This is a genomic window from Glaesserella sp., from assembly GCF_041817755.1.
Classification (GTDB): Bacteria; Pseudomonadota; Gammaproteobacteria; order Enterobacterales; family Pasteurellaceae; genus Glaesserella.
The window spans coordinates 1-16,721 of record NZ_JBGYBX010000060.1; the positions used below are offsets into that span (position 1 = coordinate 1).

Annotated in this window: 14 protein-coding genes; 8 read left to right on the forward strand and 6 right to left on the reverse strand. The window is 43.8% G+C overall.

The genetic code is table 11. From position 1 onward, the window contains the following. A partial coding sequence (locus ACEYKX_RS09445) for an Rne/Rng family ribonuclease (protein WP_373780713.1) occupies window positions 1-1,147 on the reverse strand: 1,147 nt, incomplete at its 3' end. A gap of 427 nt (window positions 1,148-1,574) precedes the next feature. Beyond that, window positions 1,575-2,441: a mechanosensitive ion channel family protein gene (locus tag ACEYKX_RS09450; protein WP_373766796.1), complete on the reverse strand. Its 867-nt coding sequence runs from the start codon at window positions 2,439-2,441 to the stop codon at window positions 1,575-1,577. Window positions 2,442-2,548: 107 nt separating this feature from the next. Between ACEYKX_RS09450 and rluC the strand changes: the two genes are divergently transcribed. Then, window positions 2,549-3,511, forward strand: a complete 963-nt coding sequence (gene rluC, locus ACEYKX_RS09455; protein WP_373766795.1) for a 23S rRNA pseudouridine(955/2504/2580) synthase RluC — start codon at window positions 2,549-2,551, stop codon at window positions 3,509-3,511. A gap of 199 nt (window positions 3,512-3,710) precedes the next feature. Next, the gene (gene folP, locus ACEYKX_RS09460; protein WP_373766959.1) at window positions 3,711-4,553 is read left to right on the forward strand and encodes a dihydropteroate synthase; all 843 of its coding nucleotides are present in this window, start codon (window positions 3,711-3,713) and stop codon (window positions 4,551-4,553) included. Between the two features lie 64 nt (window positions 4,554-4,617). Here the strand turns inward: folP and ACEYKX_RS09465 are convergent, their stop codons facing one another. Continuing rightward, window positions 4,618-5,271: a DUF5358 family protein gene (locus ACEYKX_RS09465; RefSeq protein ID WP_373766794.1), complete on the reverse strand. Its 654-nt coding sequence runs from the start codon at window positions 5,269-5,271 to the stop codon at window positions 4,618-4,620. A 233-nt stretch (window positions 5,272-5,504) separates the two neighbouring features. On the opposite strand from ACEYKX_RS09465, the gene ACEYKX_RS09470 reads away from it, so the two are divergent. The 4 genes from ACEYKX_RS09470 to ACEYKX_RS09485 all read left to right on the forward strand — a co-directional run bounded on the left by ACEYKX_RS09470 (window position 5,505) and on the right by ACEYKX_RS09485 (window position 10,039). Next, window positions 5,505-5,852 carry an ArsC family reductase gene (locus ACEYKX_RS09470; RefSeq protein ID WP_373766793.1) on the forward strand — a complete coding sequence of 116 codons (348 nt, stop codon included), beginning with the start codon at window positions 5,505-5,507 and terminating at the stop codon, window positions 5,850-5,852. Window position 5,853: 1 nt separating this feature from the next. After that, complete coding sequence (dapE, locus tag ACEYKX_RS09475) at window positions 5,854-6,987, forward strand: succinyl-diaminopimelate desuccinylase (protein ID WP_373766792.1); 1,134 nt, start codon at window positions 5,854-5,856, stop codon at window positions 6,985-6,987. 186 nt (window positions 6,988-7,173) lie between these two features. Further along, on the forward strand, window positions 7,174-8,574 hold the full coding sequence (locus tag ACEYKX_RS09480) for a cytochrome-c peroxidase (protein WP_373766791.1): 1,401 nt from the start codon (window positions 7,174-7,176) through the stop codon (window positions 8,572-8,574). Between the two features lie 148 nt (window positions 8,575-8,722). Beyond that, window positions 8,723-10,039: a hypothetical protein gene (locus ACEYKX_RS09485; protein WP_373766790.1), complete on the forward strand. Its 1,317-nt coding sequence runs from the start codon at window positions 8,723-8,725 to the stop codon at window positions 10,037-10,039. A gap of 50 nt (window positions 10,040-10,089) precedes the next feature. Here ACEYKX_RS09485 and ACEYKX_RS09490 read toward each other — a convergent pair whose 3' ends face one another. Then, the gene (locus tag ACEYKX_RS09490) at window positions 10,090-11,490 is read right to left on the reverse strand and encodes a hypothetical protein (protein WP_373766789.1); all 1,401 of its coding nucleotides are present in this window, start codon (window positions 11,488-11,490) and stop codon (window positions 10,090-10,092) included. Between the two features lie 98 nt (window positions 11,491-11,588). Here ACEYKX_RS09490 and ACEYKX_RS09495 point away from each other — a divergent pair, with 98 nt between their 5' ends. Together ACEYKX_RS09495 and ACEYKX_RS09500 are read left to right on the forward strand one after the other, a co-directional pair. Further along, a complete protein-coding gene (locus ACEYKX_RS09495; RefSeq protein WP_373766788.1) occupies window positions 11,589-12,275 on the forward strand; it encodes a M15 family metallopeptidase in 687 nt (228 codons plus the stop codon). Between the two features lie 96 nt (window positions 12,276-12,371). Continuing rightward, entirely contained in the window at window positions 12,372-13,118 is a 747-nt protein-coding gene (locus tag ACEYKX_RS09500) for a class I SAM-dependent methyltransferase (protein ID WP_373766787.1), read from the forward strand. Between the two features lie 42 nt (window positions 13,119-13,160). On the opposite strand, the gene ACEYKX_RS09505 is transcribed toward ACEYKX_RS09500, so the two are convergent. Further along, complete coding sequence (locus tag ACEYKX_RS09505) at window positions 13,161-16,025, reverse strand: valine--tRNA ligase (protein WP_373766786.1); 2,865 nt, start codon at window positions 16,023-16,025, stop codon at window positions 13,161-13,163. A gap of 20 nt (window positions 16,026-16,045) precedes the next feature. After that, complete coding sequence (locus ACEYKX_RS09510) at window positions 16,046-16,576, reverse strand: hypothetical protein (protein ID WP_373780714.1); 531 nt, start codon at window positions 16,574-16,576, stop codon at window positions 16,046-16,048. Window positions 16,577-16,721: the final 145 nt, after the last annotated feature.

Genomic DNA, 16,721 nt, shown 5'->3' on the forward strand with positions numbered 1-16,721 from the left:
AGCCGAAACGAGAAATGCGTCCAAACTGGATTCTCGCACGGTCTTGACGCGTTGCTTCACGGATACGGTTTTCCACTTCACGCTGATGACGAACCGGGGTCATATCAATAAAGTCGATCACGATTAAACCGCCCAAGTCACGCAAACGTAACTGACGAGCAATTTCGTCTGCCGCTTCCAAGTTGGTATTTAATGCGGTTTCTTCAATATCACCGCCACGAGTTGCGCGGGACGAGTTGATGTCGATAGCCGTCAGTGCTTCGGTCACATCAATCACAATAGAACCGCCTGACGGCAAACGCACTTCACGTTGGAACGCCGATTCGATTTGAGATTCGATTTGATAGTGACTGAACAACGGTACTTCGCCTTCATATAGGCGAACACGATTGATAAAATCAGGACGGACAAGGCGGATATGATTTTTCGCTTTCTCAAATACCTTACGGTTGTCGATCAAAATCTCACCAATATCACGGCGAAGGTAATCACGGATTGCACGCACAATCACATCACTTTCCTGATGAATTAAGAACGGTGCAGGGCGGGATTCCGCCGCTTTTTTGATTGCTTCCCAATGGTGTAATAAGACTTTTAAGTCCCATTGTAGCTCTTCAGGGGATTTCCCCACCCCAGCAGTACGCACAATTAAACCGACATCTTCAGGTACTTCCAAGCAATCCAGCGCTTCTTTCAGCTCTAAACGCTCGTCCCCCTCAATACGACGGGAAATACCACCGGCACGCGGGTTATTCGGCATTAACACGAGGTAACTGCCGGCAAGCGAAATAAATGTGGTTAACGCCGCACCTTTGTTACCGCGTTCTTCTTTGCTGACTTGAACGATGACTTCCGTCCCTTCTTGAATAATATCCTTGATATTCGGGCGACCTTGGAACACATAGCCTTCGGGGAAGTACTCACGGGAAATTTCTTTTAACGGAAGGAAACCGTGACGCTCGGCACCATAATCGACAAATGCCGCTTCAAGACTCGGTTCGACACGGGTAATTTTACCTTTGTAGATATTCGCTTTCTTTTGTTCGTGTCCCGGACTTTCAATGTCCAAGTCGAACAGTCGTTGCCCGTCAACAAGAGCAACACGCAACTCTTCTTTTTGAGTTGCATTGATTAACATTCTTTTCATTGTGTTTTCTCATTTTATTTTTCATATCATTCTGCTCATACGGCTTAGGTTCGTGTTTTTGCTTGCACGTCAATCTCCCGACTGTCTGAGGACAAACTGACTGAAGCCGTATGTTCTAATGTGATCTGTTTTATGTCTTACACTCAAGTTTTGACTGCATAATCAATCACTTAGCTTGTATAACAAGCGGTGCGATTTTCGCTATTTTTAGCAAAAGCGCCGTGCGGTTCTCATAGACGGAAAAAGCGAATCATTATGGCATTTTAAGAGAGAAATAGAAAGGTAAAAGTAGGGGAATTTAGGATAAAAAAATCAAGCGGTTAGTTTGAATCATTTTGCAAAAAACAACACCAATCCGACCGCTTGTAATGATATTTCAGGTTTAGACGGCGTGAATACACGCCCACTCAGGTAAATTCAAATCGAATTAACCGTGCGGAATGGAAATCCCCGCTTTATCAAACGCTGTTTTCACTTTTTCCAAAATCGCAAATTGCGTACTTGAATAATGATTCGTTTGAACCCAAGGGCGTACAAATAACTGCACACTGCTTGCCGCTAAATTACCGACCGCAACCGTAGGTTCCGGGTAGTTCAAGACATTTTCATCTTCAAACAGAATTTGAGCGATAATCTCTTTGGCTTTCTCAATATCGGACTCGTAGCTGATATCAAAAATAAAATCGATACGGCGGATTTCATTGCGGGAATAGTTGGTAATGCTGTCGGCAAATACCTTACCGTTTGGGATCAGCACCGTTTTATTATCGCCCGTTCTCAGCTCCAACATCAAAATCCCCATTTGTTCCACTTTACCGGATTTACCGCCCGCTTCAATAAAATCACCTTTTTTAAACGGTTTAAAGATCAGCAACATTACACCCGCCGCAAAGTTTTGTAATGAATTCTGTAACGCCAAACCGATAGCCAAACCTGCCGCTCCGATTAACGCGACTAACGAGCTGGTATTGATCCCAAGTTGTGAAAGGGAAGCAATGATGGTAATCAGCAAAAAAAGAAAATAAGCAATCGAGGTCACAAAGCTCTGCAACATTTCGTCTTTACTTGAGGCTAACACCGCTTTGCCGATCAAACCGCTTAAAATGCGCGCCAAATAGCGACCGACAATAAAAATGGTTATTGCAATAAGCACTTTCGTGCCGTAAGGAATAATCCAATTATCCAGCAAGCTTTGAAACTGCAGGTTTTTCACTTCACTGATAATCTCTTTCGCTTCCTGCGGCAAGACTATTTCAGAAGCGGTATCTTTGGTTTTTTCAGAGGTTGTTGTCATTTTATACTCCGATAATCAATAAAACGATATTATTCTAACATGGGCTAAAGTCCCCTTGAGGGAATTTATGCTAGAATCCGCTCAAATTTTTTTATACTTAAAATCATATGACTACCGAAAAAATCATCAGTGCCGGCGTTCAATTTTTTACCATCAGCGATGATGAAGCCGGGCAACGTTTGGATAACTTTTTACTCACCAAGCTCAAAGGCGTGCCAAAAAGCCTGATTTACCGCATTGTGCGTAAAGGCGAAGTGCGAGTGAACAAAGGGCGGATTAAACCCGAATATAAGTTGCAAGCGGACGATATTGTGCGAGTTCCACCTGTGCGTGTGGCAGAAAAAAATGAAGCACCGATTTCAACCAAACTCAACAAAGTTGCAGAGCTTGAACATCAAATTCTTTATGAAGATGATGTGATGTTAGTGATTAACAAACCGTCAGGTATTGCCGTTCACGGCGGTAGCGGTTTAAGTTTCGGTGTGATTGAAGCCTTGCGAGCGTTACGCCCACAAGCCCGTTTTTTAGAGCTAGTTCACCGTATCGACCGAGATACATCGGGGCTATTATTAGTGGCGAAAAAACGTTCCGCATTGCGTAGTTTGCACGAACAGTTGCGTGAAAAAGTGGTACAGAAAGATTATCTCGCCCTCGTGCGTGGGCAGTGGCAATCGCACGTTAAAGTGATTAAAGCACCGCTATTGAAAAACGAATTAGCCAGTGGCGAACGTATTGTGCGAGTGAGTGAAGAAGGCAAACCGTCAGAAACCCGATTTGTAATTGAAGAACGTTATCCGACAGCGACCTTAGTCAAGGCTTCGCCTGTGACAGGTAGAACGCACCAAATTCGTGTACATACTCAATACGCAGGACACCCGATTGCCCTTGATGATAAATACGGCGACCGTGAATTTGACCAAAAAATGCAACAAGCAGGTTTAAACCGCCTATTTTTACACGCCCATTCTATTCGATTTGTTCACCCCAAAACGGGTGAAGAAATGGTCGTGACAGCACCGTTGGATAAACAACTAAAAGCTGTGTTGGCGAAGTTGAGGGCAGAGAAATAAAAATTCCCCTCTTTAGCAAAGAGGGGTTAGGGGAGATTTGGCAGAAGTAGATAGCAACGTGAGAGAGTAAATAGTCAAAAAATTAGATTTATTGGAAGAATTATCTTTTGTGTAAAGTTAAGATTTTTCACAAATCTCCCCCTGCCCCTCTTTGCTAAAGAGGGGAGTAATTCGATGACTATTTAATTAATGATATATGATAAAAATCCATTACAAAAATTTCCAAGGATCTGACCGCTTGTTAGATCTCACTTCCCCGAAAATTATGGGGATTTTGAATTTTACGCCTGATTCGTTCTCCGATTCGGGCAAATTTTTTACCCTTGATAAAGCCCTGTTTCAAGTGGAGAAAATGCTCAATGACGGAGCGGATATTATTGATATTGGCGGTGAGTCCACTCGCCCGAATGCGGAAATCGTTACCCTTGAGCAAGAGTTGGAACGGGTTGTGCCATTGGTTGAAGCGGTTCGCAAGCGGTTTGATTGCTTAATTTCGGTGGATAGCTCAAAGGCGGAAGTGTTTCGTCAATCAGCTTTAGTTGGGGCGGATATTCTCAATGATATTCGTGCGTTACAAGAGCCGAACGCCTTAGAAACTGCCGTAGAATTAGGCTTGCCTGTTTGTTTAATGCATATGCAAGGCACACCGCAAAATATGCAACAACATCCTGAGTATGATGATGTGGTGGAAGAAGTTGCAGATTTTCTCAATCAACGTATTTTTGTTTGCACAATGGCTGGCATTCCCAAAGAGCATATTATTTTAGATGTCGGCTTTGGTTTTGGTAAAACGGTGCAACATAATTATCAACTGCTAAAACATCTAAACGCCTTTGTTGCTTCAGGCTACCCTGTGTTGGCAGGGCTTTCCCGTAAGTCGATGATCGGCAATGTGGTCAATAAACCTGTTGATCAACGTGTCGCAGGCAGTATCGCAGGGGCATTGCTCGCAGTGCAGAATGGGGCGAAGATCGTGCGAGTTCACGATGTGGCGGAAACGGCGGATGCGTTAAAAGTTTGGCAGGTGATGATACAAAGCTGATTTCCCTGCGTTTACCAAAAACTCAAACACCTGAATTTATCGTTCAGGTGTTTGAGTTTAAATTTTAAAATGAGTAGTTATCGTGAGTTGCCGGCTCCCAACTGATTTTAGTTCGGTTTAAATGGATTTTCGGTTGAGTTTCCTTACCTTGCTGTTGCTGCTGTGCCTCCTGTTGAGTAGCCTCTACTCCTTTTCGATAGGCTTCTTTTCTGATCCGATTTTCTTTTTCCGCTTGCAATTTTTTCTCTTGCTCTTGTTTTGCTTTGGCAATCGACTGCTCTTTTTTTATCGTCGCTTTTGTTTGTTTAATCGCCTGGCTATACACTTTCTTCAAGTCATCGCACCATTTTTTATCGAAATACATCTGTTTGGTGTGATCAAATTGACCTAATCGTGTTGCCAAATATTGCTGAGACGCCAAATCATTCATTAACGTGTTGTAACGAATCGGACCAATCACCTGATACAACGTACGACTGTACACCGTCATATGGTATAGGAAATCCTGTTCTTCAGACAAAGAGCTTCTTGTAGCCCGAATATCCCTCGGATACAAGCATTGCTCGATTTTGTTTCGTTCAATTACCCATTTCTTTATTTCGTCATCCGACATTTTATACTGCGGTGTTGAACTGTTATTCGTACCGAAAAGGCTACCGCACGCCGTGATAACGAAAGAAGACCCGAGAAGAATAGCTTTAAAAATCTGCTTTTTCATAAAAACATGTTATGTGAAAGAATAGGGTAACATTGTACAAAAATTTCGATTCTCAGTTAAAGATATTTGCATTCGAATGCTGTTTATCACAAAAATTTAACTTTTTGACAGTAGCTTGCCATCATCCGTGCTTTAAGAAAATTTCTCACTCTTTCCTTGTTTAAGCGGCTAAAAAAGACTAGAGTATTTACATTATTTTCACATATTCTTATCCCCTATTTTGAGAGAAATTTATGACTACAATCTACGGCATTAAAAACTGTGATACCGTGAAAAAAGCAATCAAATGGCTTGCGGATAACAACTTAAACCCACAACTGCACGACTACCGTGTTGATGGCTTAGACTCTGCATGGCTGGCTGAAATGGCAGAGGAATTTGGCTGGGAAAATTTAGTCAATAAACGTAGCACCACTTGGCGTGGGCTTGATGATGAAATCAAAAATAATCTCAACAAAGAGCTGGCATTAAAAGTGTTAAACGAACAGCCAACCTTAATTAAGCGCCCGATTGTGATTGCCGATAATGTGGCGTTGATTGGGTTTAATGAAGCAGAATATAAGAAAGCATTTAGAAAATAAGATGAAAAATCAAATTATTTCACTCGCCCAAGCCCTTATCCAACGTAAATCTATCAGCCCGAACGATGAAGGCTGCCAACAACTGATTGCCGAACGGCTACAAGCGGTCGGATTTAAGTTGGAATGGTTGCCTTTTGGCGACACCTTAAATTTATGGGCAACCCACGGCGAAGGCGAGCCTTGCCTTACGTTTGCAGGGCATACCGATGTGGTCCCTGAAGGCGATGAAAGTCAATGGACTTATCCGCCGTTTTCCGCTGAGATTGTCGATGATATGCTTTATGGGCGTGGTGCGGCGGATATGAAAGGGTCTTTAGCGGCAATGGTGATCGCTTGTGAAACCTTTGTGAAGAACAACCCGAACCATCAAGGTAAAATTGCCTTGCTCATTACATCAGATGAAGAAGCTGCAGCCAAAGACGGTACGGTGAAAGTGGTGGAAACCCTAATGCAACGCCAAGAGCCGATCCACTATTGCGTAGTGGGCGAGCCGTCCAGCACCAAACAGCTGGGCGATGTGGTGAAAAACGGTCGCCGTGGCTCAATTACCGCCAATCTTTATATTGAAGGCATTCAAGGGCACGTTGCCTATCCCCATTTAGCTGAAAACCCTGTTCATACGGCTCTGCCGTTTTTAAGCGAACTGACCGCTTACCAATGGGATAACGGCAACGAATTTTTCCCACCGACAAGCCTGCAAATTGCCAATATCAAAGCTGGCACAGGCAGTAATAACGTGATCCCGGGTGAGCTTTATGTACAGTTTAATTTACGTTATTGCACCGAAGTGAATGATGAAATCATCAAAGCTAAAGTTGCCGAAATGTTGCAAAAACACGGTTTAAAACATCGAATTGAGTGGAATTTGTCGGGAAAACCGTTTTTAGCAGGCAACGGAAAACTGGTTCAAGCCACGATACAAGCGGTCGAAAACGTGACACAAATTATACCTAAACTAGATACTGGCGGTGGCACATCAGACGGGCGTTTTATCGCATTAATGGGCGCGGAAGTGGTTGAGTTCGGTCCAATCAACCAAACCATTCATAAAGTGAACGAATGTGTGAACGTGAATGATTTGGGCAAATGTGGCGAAGTGTATTACCGGATTGCACAGCAGCTTTTAACCCGCTAGCAATACACACAGTATGCGCCCTGTATGTTACTGAAATACATCTCTTGCAACACAATGAGTCATTACTGAACGTTTTTAACGATTGTTCAAATAGTATTTATAAATCAAAACCATTGAACCAGATCAAAATAACCTTATATTTTTATACGGATAATACACCTGAGTTATTACACAGGAGTATTACCGATGAAAAAATTACTACTTTCTGCCATCGCCCTCGGCGTGGCAGGTTTTTTAGGCGTGGTGGGGTATGTGCATACGTTCGATCAAGAGCAGGCGACAAAATTGCTGGCTCAGACGAACTTTAACGGTGCGCAAAAAGACGTAGCCAAAGTGCTTTTCGAAAACGGCTGCCAATATTGCCATACCCCAAATGTGGACATGCCGTTCTATGCCAAAGTGCCTGTTGTCAGTGAGATCATGAAAAACGACATTGCCACGGGTAACCGCTTCTTCCGCTTGGACAAAATGTTAGAAGGTATGCGCGATCCGTCCAAACTCTCTGAAACCGATTTGGCAAAATTAGAAACGGTACTACGCAACGACACCATGCCAATCGCCAGTTTCATTCATGTTCACTGGGGATCACGCCCTGACGAACAAGAGAAGAAAACGGTGTTAGATTGGATTCATCAACAACGCACCGCCCATTTTATCCCGAAAAATACGCAGGGCACGGATCCTACCCGCCTCGTCCAACCTATTCCTGATGCCTTAGATACGGATCCGCGCAAAGTCGCACTGGGAGATAAACTTTACCACGACGGTCGCTTATCCGCCGACGGCACCATTCAATGTCATACTTGTCACCAATTGGCAAACGGCGGTGTCGACGGCTTACAGTTTTCCACCGGTATTGACGGCTTAAAAGGCGGCATTAATGCGCCGACGGTGTATAACGCTGCATTCAACTTTGTCCAGTTTTGGGACGGTCGCGCCGCAACCTTAGCGGATCAAGCCGCCGGTCCGCCGACCAACCCGGTTGAAATGGGCTCAAAACATTGGGACGACATTTTAGCCAAATTTGCTCAAGATGACGCCTTCATGAAAGAATTCGCCGAACTCTACCCCGAATTAACGACGGCAAATATTACCGATGCCATCGGTGAATTTGAGAAAACGTTAATTACACCGAACAGCGCGTTCGACAAATTCTTAAAAGGCGATCAACATGCCTTAAGCGACGAACAAAAGCGTGGTTATGAACTGTTCAAATCCGCCAAATGCGATACTTGCCATACCGGTATTGCCATGGGCGGTCGCTCATACGAATACATGGGCTTATACGGCGATTACTTTAAAGATCGCGGCGGAAACATCACGGAAGCGGATCACGGACGTTTTGCCCAAACCAAAGATCCGTACGATATGCATCGCTTTAAAGTGCCGACGTTACGTAACGTCGCCTTAACCGCACCTTATATGCATGACGGCACAATCACCGACCTGAAAGAAGCCGTACGCATTATGGGCAAATACCAAAGTAATGTCACCTTTAGCGATAAAGAATTGGCTGAATTAACGTCATTCTTAGAAGCACTGACCGGCGAATATAAAGGCAAATTATTAACCTCTGAAACGAAGTAAACCTCGACAATCCGCACGGCTCACTGTCCGTGCGGCCTCATTTTATCCTCCCCCCCCTCCTCACAGGTGATTTTTACTTTATAATTCACACTACATTAAACAAGCGGTCGGTTCCGTCAAAAATATTACAAATTATCTGAGGTCTGCGATGAAAAACCTATTTACCACGCTCCTATCCTTCTTTAATAAATTCGATATAACCCGAGGTGACATACACTATTCTTGGAAAAACAACACGAGAGTCAGTTTGGAAGGTGATACGATTATCAGAGAGACGGACGATGACAGCCAGCATTTCGATTTGAATACGCTGCAATATATTTATCTTTATCGCAACGAAAGTGAGGCGCTCGCTGACATACTTTATTTGTGCTTAAATGAAGAGATGTTTATCCACTCGGCTTCCGAAGGTTTCGCCAAAGTGTATCGGATGCTTTCCGGGCGACTCGGCTTTGACGATAGCGTATTTTTTACCTGCCTTAACAATAAAAAGCCGATTAAACTGGTACTATGGCGGAAAAAACAGCAAACCAACTACACCCTCTTAAACGGGTATGACGATTACGCACTTGGATTCGAAATTCAAGCGCCGCAAAAACAGTTTATCCGTTGGGGCATCACCTATGAAGAACTCGCCCGTAACCCGCATTTGCAGTTCGACAATGATCCGTATCGAACCGCAACCTTTACTTATCCCCTTCGTTTCGGCAACCTTTTGTTGAACGGTTTAACCCACCGCTTCAATTGGCCGCGTCAAGACGCCCCGATTACCTGCTTGATCGGCTACTGCTACCACGATTCTTTAACGGACATCAGCTATCAGCAAATAAAGCATGAATTAATGCGCTCCGCCTCGTCATTTACCCTACTTGAAGAGGAAAATGCGCCGTTCATTGAAGGTACGTTCTATTTTGGCGACATCGCACTGGAAATCACCTATTTTTACGGCTCCCAACTCTCCGCCGAACGCGGTTATACCTTGTTTAAAGCAATGAACCAGCGCCATTCTCAACACTTAATCGATTCACCCGATGAAAATGCATTAGTTGTCAGCGATTATCTGATTATTAAAGAACCGATCGGTATTATGCGCGACCATCCCAAACAAACTTACGTAAGACGCCGCCCGCTGGAAATCAGCCGACAATTTCGAGACGACTCCGTCATTTGGCGCGATGATGTTAATCAAAAAATCGGCATTGCCGTTGATGACTATTCGTTAATCTTTGATCTGAATGACATTGCCTATTTCCCGCTCGGAAATGCGTATTCCTCAAAAGGCAGCGGCTCAAGTACATTAGGCGTCATCACGCAGGATAAACAAGGTGCTGCCGATTATCATACCTTTAAGCATAATGATGTCTGTATCGTACACAACGAATTCGGCTTCTTTAACCGCTACGCCGAGCGCATTGAGCAGCTCACCGGAAAAAAAGTCATCCCGATGGATCCGGGCTTCCGTTGATAACAAATGCGGTGGAATTTTATTGAAAAACCGCCGCAGCTTCGACAATATCACTGCATAGCCCTCAATCTTTCCAGCATATTTTCTACGCGTAAAATATAGCCGTTAAAGTCAGCGTCATTGACATAAAGCAATGTAGAACCGTCCGGATGCGGCAATACCTTGGACAAAATATATTTCCCTAATCTGCCGAAAGGCATTGCAATACGCTCACCGCTTTTCATATTCCAAAACTGCGCCATATCGTATTCTTTTTCTCCGTCCCCAATGCGATAAACCACCAACCATTCGTTATCCAATTTTTGAAGTCGGGTTTGATGATCCATGCGTTCCGGTCGGAAAGTTCGAATCACTTTACCGGCAAGAATATCAAATTCACTAATGATAGGGCTATCACGGAATCCTTGTGCCGTAACATAGAAAAAGCGATTAGGCTCCAACGAAACACAATCCGAACCGCCTATCGGGTCGTCCGACTCGGTAATAATTTTCCATTCGGGCAGCACGTCGCCACCGTATTCCGCTGCAAACACATAACGGTCGTTGGCAAGATACGTTTTGCCGTCCGCCATCCTAATCAACGCCGAGGGTTGTTTCTCATACGGCAACTCGAACGGATAACATATGCGCCCACCTTTTGCGGCGTTAGGAATCCATCCCGACTTGCCCTCATTGCCCCTTAAAAGAATGTCATCACCAATCCAGTCAACCAAAACACTTTTTATTGTTTCCGGCACAGAGATCTCCTCCCAAGCTCGGAAATTCAGCGGATCAGCCCCGACCTTTATCACAGTCTGCTTATGACGTTTTCGTTTTTCCTGCACAAGATGAATGAATTCCGCACAATACAAACCGTGTTCGTCGGAATAGTCATGCCCCCACAAATATGCTGGGGTATACTGCATTTCAATCTCCTCTTCTTTCGGCGGAAAAACGGTTAAATCCAAGAAGGTGTAATAACGCCCCGACGGATAATAACCGTCATAAATCTCATCGACACTGTGCGCAAACGTATAAGGATAAGTAAAATCAAGCAAAATATCGTATACGTTATGACACTGGTAAGGTAAACGCTGCCCCCAATCTAATCTCTTTGCTGGCGTTCCCCACTTTTTATGGGGTTGTTTCAATGCCGATAGCGGTATATTTTCCGCCTTCATACGTTGCTCAAAAGCGTCCGACTCATCCTTACGGCAAAGGTAGAGTGCATAACCGTCATCACCCGAATCCACCTGATACAAGACTAAATCATCACCGCTTAACTCCTGCCCTAATGCCGGCAAAAACGTATCGGCATCCGTCGTACTATAATTTTCAACCAATTGCCGAAATGTCGCCCGCTCAAACACTGATTCATAAGCCGGAAAGCAATGCCTTAACGCACATTCGGCGTCGCCGACCGTCGCTTTCCAGTCAATCCACGAACAATTTTCTTCCACAACATGTTCCATTTTCTTTCCTATAACTTCACAAATAATATTGCTCATCTTTAGGCATAATAACCGATTTGATCTATAATTCCACCGGCATTCTACAAGCGGTCACTTTCATGAAATATTTTGCAAATTTACCTAATATTCTTACCGGCAAAAGCCGTGCTCACTTAATCGCACTGCCGAATGCCTTATCCGATAAACATGCCTTGCAAGCCGAAACGGTTGAGGCTTTTTTACAATTGCAACAAGCGGCAAAACAGGCGGGCTTTAACTTGCAACCAGCAAGTACTTATCGTGATTTTGAACGACAAAAATGGATTTGGAATGCTAAATTTAACGGTGAACGTAAAGTCCACGATGACAATGGCTGTGCGTTAGATTTGACTTGCTTAGACGATTGGCAAAAATGCCAAGCGATTTTACGCTGGTCTGCCGTACCGGGGGCAAGCCGCCATCATTGGGGAACCGAAATCGATATTTTCGATCCGGATTTACTTCCCGAAGGACGACAACTCATGCTTGAACCGTGGGAATATCTGACAGGCGGTTATTTCCAACGTTTAACCAATTGGCTTTTAGTGAATGCGGAGCAATTCGGCTTCTACTTTCCGTTTATGCAAGATCACGGCAAACAAATCGGCATGGAGCCTTGGCATATCAGCTACTTCCCGATCGCCGAACATTACGAGCGGTCACTTTCGCCTGATATTTTGCAAACGGCGTGGCAAGGAGAAGAGGTTAGTGGTAGTGAGAGTTTGTGCCGACATATTGATGATTTATTCAAACATTACATTTTATGACCGCAGGGGCAAATGACATTTGCCCATCCAAATGAAATGATAAATTGAAAATAATGGGGCGAATGTCATTCCTCCTACACAAAAAATTTAATAACAATGAATATTCAATTAATTAACGAAAGCGATGCCACCGATAAATTCCAACTCCTCTGCGAAAAATGGCGGCTATGTCATCAGCCTGATGCCGCATTAGCCTTAGTCCAAACCAACGAACGTTTGGAATTGCGTAAACTCGATGAACCGAAATTAGGAGCGATTGCCGTGGATTTTGTCGACGGCACCATGGCTCATCGGCGTAAATTCGGTGGCGGGCGCGGTGAAGCGGTAGCCAAAGCCGTCGGTATTAAAGGCGATTATTTGCCGACCGTCATTGACGCAACGGCAGGGTTGGGACGTGATGCCTTTGTCTTGGCTTGTGTCGGTTGCAAGGTCAACTTGGTTGAGCGCAATCCGGTGGTCAGCGCATTATTGGAAGACGGTTTAAATCGCGCTTACCAAGATGCGGAAATCGGCAAATTTATGCAAGAACGCATGGTGTTGTTACCCGTACATTCCATTGCCGAACTCGATCCGATAAAAGATGCTGCCGATGTCGTTTATCTCGATCCGATGTATCCGCACAAGCAGAAAAGCGCCTTAGTCAAAAAAGAAATGCGGGTATTCCAACAATTGGTCGGTGCAGATTCGGACTCGGATGATTTTTTCTTTCCCGCCACACAATTGGCGCGTAAACGTGTTGTGGTAAAACGCCCCGATTACGCCCCGTTCCTTGCCGAACAAAAACCCGACTTCAGCCAAGAAACTAAAAATCACCGTTTTGATGTGTATTTATCACATAAATAATATAAAAAAACCGCCGGATATGATCCGACGGCTTCTCTCTCACTAAAGCACTTCAATCGCCTTATACTGCGCTTGCAATTTCTCAAGTCCGTCTTGGTACTCTTGCATTTTTTCACGCTCTTTCGCAATAACTTGTTCTGGTGCTTTTGCTACAAAGGCTTCGTTGCTGAGTTTGCCTTCGATACGTTTCACTTCGCCGTTCAATTTTTCGATCTCTTTGGTCAAACGAGCAAGCTCGGCATCTTTGTTGATAAAGCCAGCCATTGGCACTAATACTTCCGCATTACCAACTAATTTCGCCACTGAAAGCGGAGCTTCTTCGCCTTGGGCAAGCACTTGTACGCTGTCTAACTTCGCCATTGCTTTTAACAAGCGGTCGTTTTCCGCTAACATTTTGCAATGTTCGTCAGACAGGTTACGCACTAAGAAATCCAAGCCTTTACTTGGGGCGATGTTACATTCTGCACGGATATTACGCACCGCAACAATCAACTCTTTCAACCAGTTGATTTGCATTTCCGCCGCTTCGTCAATTTGGTTTTCTTCCACTTTCGGGAAAGGTTGCAGCATAATGGTGTCACCTTCTACCCCTGCAAAGCCTTTGACTTTCTGCCAGATTTCTTCCGTGATAAACGGAATAATCGGGTGGGCTAAACGTAACAGTTTTTCTAATACACGCACAAGGGTTTGGCTTGCACCCCGTTTTTGAGCTTCCGTACCGTTTGCAAGGACCGGTTTGGTGAGTTCTAAGTACCAGTCACAGAATTGGTTCCAAGTGAACTCGTAAATGGTATTTGCCGCCAAGTCGAAACGGTATTGGCTTAAGGCATCACGGAACTCGCCCACAGTGCGGTTGAATGTGGATTCGATCCAACGATCCGCCAAACTGTATTCCACTTCACCTGCCGATAAATCTAATTTATCGTTGGTGAGTACGAAACGGCTCGCATTCCATAATTTGTTACAGAAATTGCGGTAGCCTTCCAAACGTTTCATATCCCAGTTGATGTCACGCCCGTTGCTCGCTAATGCCGCCAAGGTGAAACGCAAGGCGTCTGTTCCGTGTGGAGCGATACCATTTTCAAACTCTTTACGGGTCGCTTTGGCAATTTTTTCTGCCAACTGCGGTTGCATCATATTGCCCGTGCGTTTTTCAAGCAGATCTTCAAGGCTGATACCGTCAATCATATCAATCGGGTCTAATACGTTCCCTTTTGATTTCGACATTTTTTGCCCTTGTTCATCACGGATCAAACCTGTTACATACACAGTTTTGAACGGTACTTGCGGTTTACCGTTTTCATCTTTGATGAAGTGCATCGTAAACATAATCATACGAGCCACCCAGAAGAAGATGATGTCAAAGCCTGTGATTAACACATCAGTCGGGTGATACATTTTGAGTTCTTTGGTTTGCTCCGGCCAGCCCAAGGTTGAGAATGTCCATAAGCCTGATGAGAACCAAGTATCCAACACGTCTTCATCTTGTTTTAAGGCTAAATCTGCCGGTAAGTTGTATTTTGTACGCACTTCAGCTTCATCGCGTGCCACATAAACGTTGCCTTCCGCATCGTACCACGCAGGGATACGGTGTCCCCACCATAATTGGCGAGAAATACACCAGTCTTGAATATCACGCATCCAAGAGAAGTACAGGTTTTCATACTGTTTCGGCACGAATTGAATTTCGCCGTCTTCCACCGCTTTGGTTGCTACTTCGGCAAGCGGTTTCACGCTCACATACCATTGGTCTGTCAGCATCGGCTCAATCGGCACGCCACCACGGTCACCATAAGGCACTTTTAAGTCGTGTGGTTTGATTTCCTCTAACAAGCCAAGGGCTTCAAAGTCTGCCACGATTTTCTTACGAGCCGCAAAACGCTCTAAACCTTGATAATCAGCCGGGATAATTGCGACATAATTTTGCAATGGTTTGCCGTCCGAGCCGATAATTTCCGCTTCATCACGAATGTCCGCATTTAAGGTCATCACGTTCACCATTGGCAACTGATGACGCTTACCTACTTCATAGTCGTTGAAGTCGTGAGCAGGGGTAATTTTCACCACGCCCGTACCGAACTCACGATCTACATAATCGTCCGCAATAATCGGGATTTCACGGTTTGCAAGCGGTAGGATCACGGTTTTGCCGATCAAAGACTGGTAACGCTCATCTTCAGGATGAACCGCCACTGCCGTATCGCCTAACATCGTTTCAGGACGAGTAGTCGCCACCACCAAATAATCTTTACCGTCCGCCGTTTTCGCACCGTTGGCTAACGGATAACGGAAATGCCACAGCGAGCCTTTGCTCTCTTTGTTTTCCACTTCAAGATCGGAAATCGCCGTATGTAATTTCGGATCCCAGTTTACCAAGCGTTTACCACGATAAATCAAGCCTTCTTCGTGTAAACGTACGAACACTTCTTTTACCGCATTGGACAAGCCTTCGTCCATCGTAAAACGCTCACGATCCCAGTCGATCGAGTTACCTAAACGACGCATTTGTTGTCCGATCGTGCCACCTGAATAGGCTTTCCACTCCCAGATTTTATTGATGAACGCTTCACGCCCGTAATCGTGACGAGTTTTGCCTTCTTCTGCCGCAATTTTGCGTTCCACCACCATTTGGGTCGCAATCCCTGCGTGGTCTGTACCCGCTTGCCATAGGGTGTTATTACCTTCCATACGGTTAAAACGGATTAAAGTATCCATTAAAGTTTGCTGGAATGCGTGCCCCATATGCAAACTCCCCGTCACATTTGGCGGTGGAATTGCGATACAGTAACTTGGAACATTCGGGTTTTCATTCGGCTTAAAATAGCCTTGTTCTTCCCAGTGTTTATAAAGTGCTTGTTCGACTGCCGATGAGTCGAAACGATCTGCCATTTCGAATTTTTGGGTCATTTTGTTTCTCTTAAATTTAGCTACCTTTTAAATTTGTTTTTTAATGAAATCCACATATCTTTAATTCTGATTTTTATTCCAGTCCATAAAAAATTTATAACTAATAATGTGATAGATATTGTAGTTACCTTAATTGCCAACTCTTCTTGAATATTAATTCCAAAAAATTCTATCGGTGAAATAGTACTGTAAAAAGAAACAAATACACAACATAAACATAAAAATATGATTAATATCATCATAAATAGAAATTGATTCGAAACTATTATTTTTCGGCTAGCTAGCTCATATTGATCATTACTAATTTCTGTAATAACTGTTTTTATAGTTTTTGTGTTTTTATAAGAAATTTTAGCTGTACCATCTTTCTCTCCATCTTTGAGTGCTTTTGCTATAGTACTTATTATTGTTGTTTTATTACTTTCATTATCACCTAGTTTAGATAAGACATTTTCTAACGATATATAAAATTCCTGTTCATCTTTATGTTTGATATAAAGAACAATAGCAACAATTGCCAAAATTATCATTATCAATAGTAAATATGACATAAATCTTTCCATTATATATCCTTAAAATAAAATTAACTTGATAGTATTTACAGTATAATTTATCGTAATCGCTTATTTGCAAGATTTTACTAAAACCCAATTGCTTGCAATCCACATACAGCAAGCCGTACGTGGTTACGATCAG

Coding starts and splice junctions, on each gene's coding strand:
- ACEYKX_RS09510 (WP_373780714.1), bottom strand. CDS start 16,576: ATGTCATATTTACTATTGATAATGATAATTTTGGCAATTGTTGCTATT.
- ACEYKX_RS09470 (WP_373766793.1), top strand. CDS start 5,505: ATGACTACAATCTACGGCATTAAAAACTGTGATACCGTGAAAAAAGCA.
- rluC (WP_373766795.1), top strand. CDS start 2,549: ATGACTACCGAAAAAATCATCAGTGCCGGCGTTCAATTTTTTACCATC.
- ACEYKX_RS09480 (WP_373766791.1), top strand. CDS start 7,174: ATGAAAAAATTACTACTTTCTGCCATCGCCCTCGGCGTGGCAGGTTTT.
- ACEYKX_RS09500 (WP_373766787.1), top strand. CDS start 12,372: ATGAATATTCAATTAATTAACGAAAGCGATGCCACCGATAAATTCCAA.
- ACEYKX_RS09495 (WP_373766788.1), top strand. CDS start 11,589: ATGAAATATTTTGCAAATTTACCTAATATTCTTACCGGCAAAAGCCGT.
- ACEYKX_RS09450 (WP_373766796.1), bottom strand. CDS start 2,441: ATGACAACAACCTCTGAAAAAACCAAAGATACCGCTTCTGAAATAGTC.
- ACEYKX_RS09490 (WP_373766789.1), bottom strand. CDS start 11,490: ATGGAACATGTTGTGGAAGAAAATTGTTCGTGGATTGACTGGAAAGCG.
- ACEYKX_RS09485 (WP_373766790.1), top strand. CDS start 8,723: ATGAAAAACCTATTTACCACGCTCCTATCCTTCTTTAATAAATTCGAT.
- ACEYKX_RS09505 (WP_373766786.1), bottom strand. CDS start 16,025: ATGACCCAAAAATTCGAAATGGCAGATCGTTTCGACTCATCGGCAGTC.
- ACEYKX_RS09465 (WP_373766794.1), bottom strand. CDS start 5,271: ATGAAAAAGCAGATTTTTAAAGCTATTCTTCTCGGGTCTTCTTTCGTT.
- dapE (WP_373766792.1), top strand. CDS start 5,854: ATGAAAAATCAAATTATTTCACTCGCCCAAGCCCTTATCCAACGTAAA.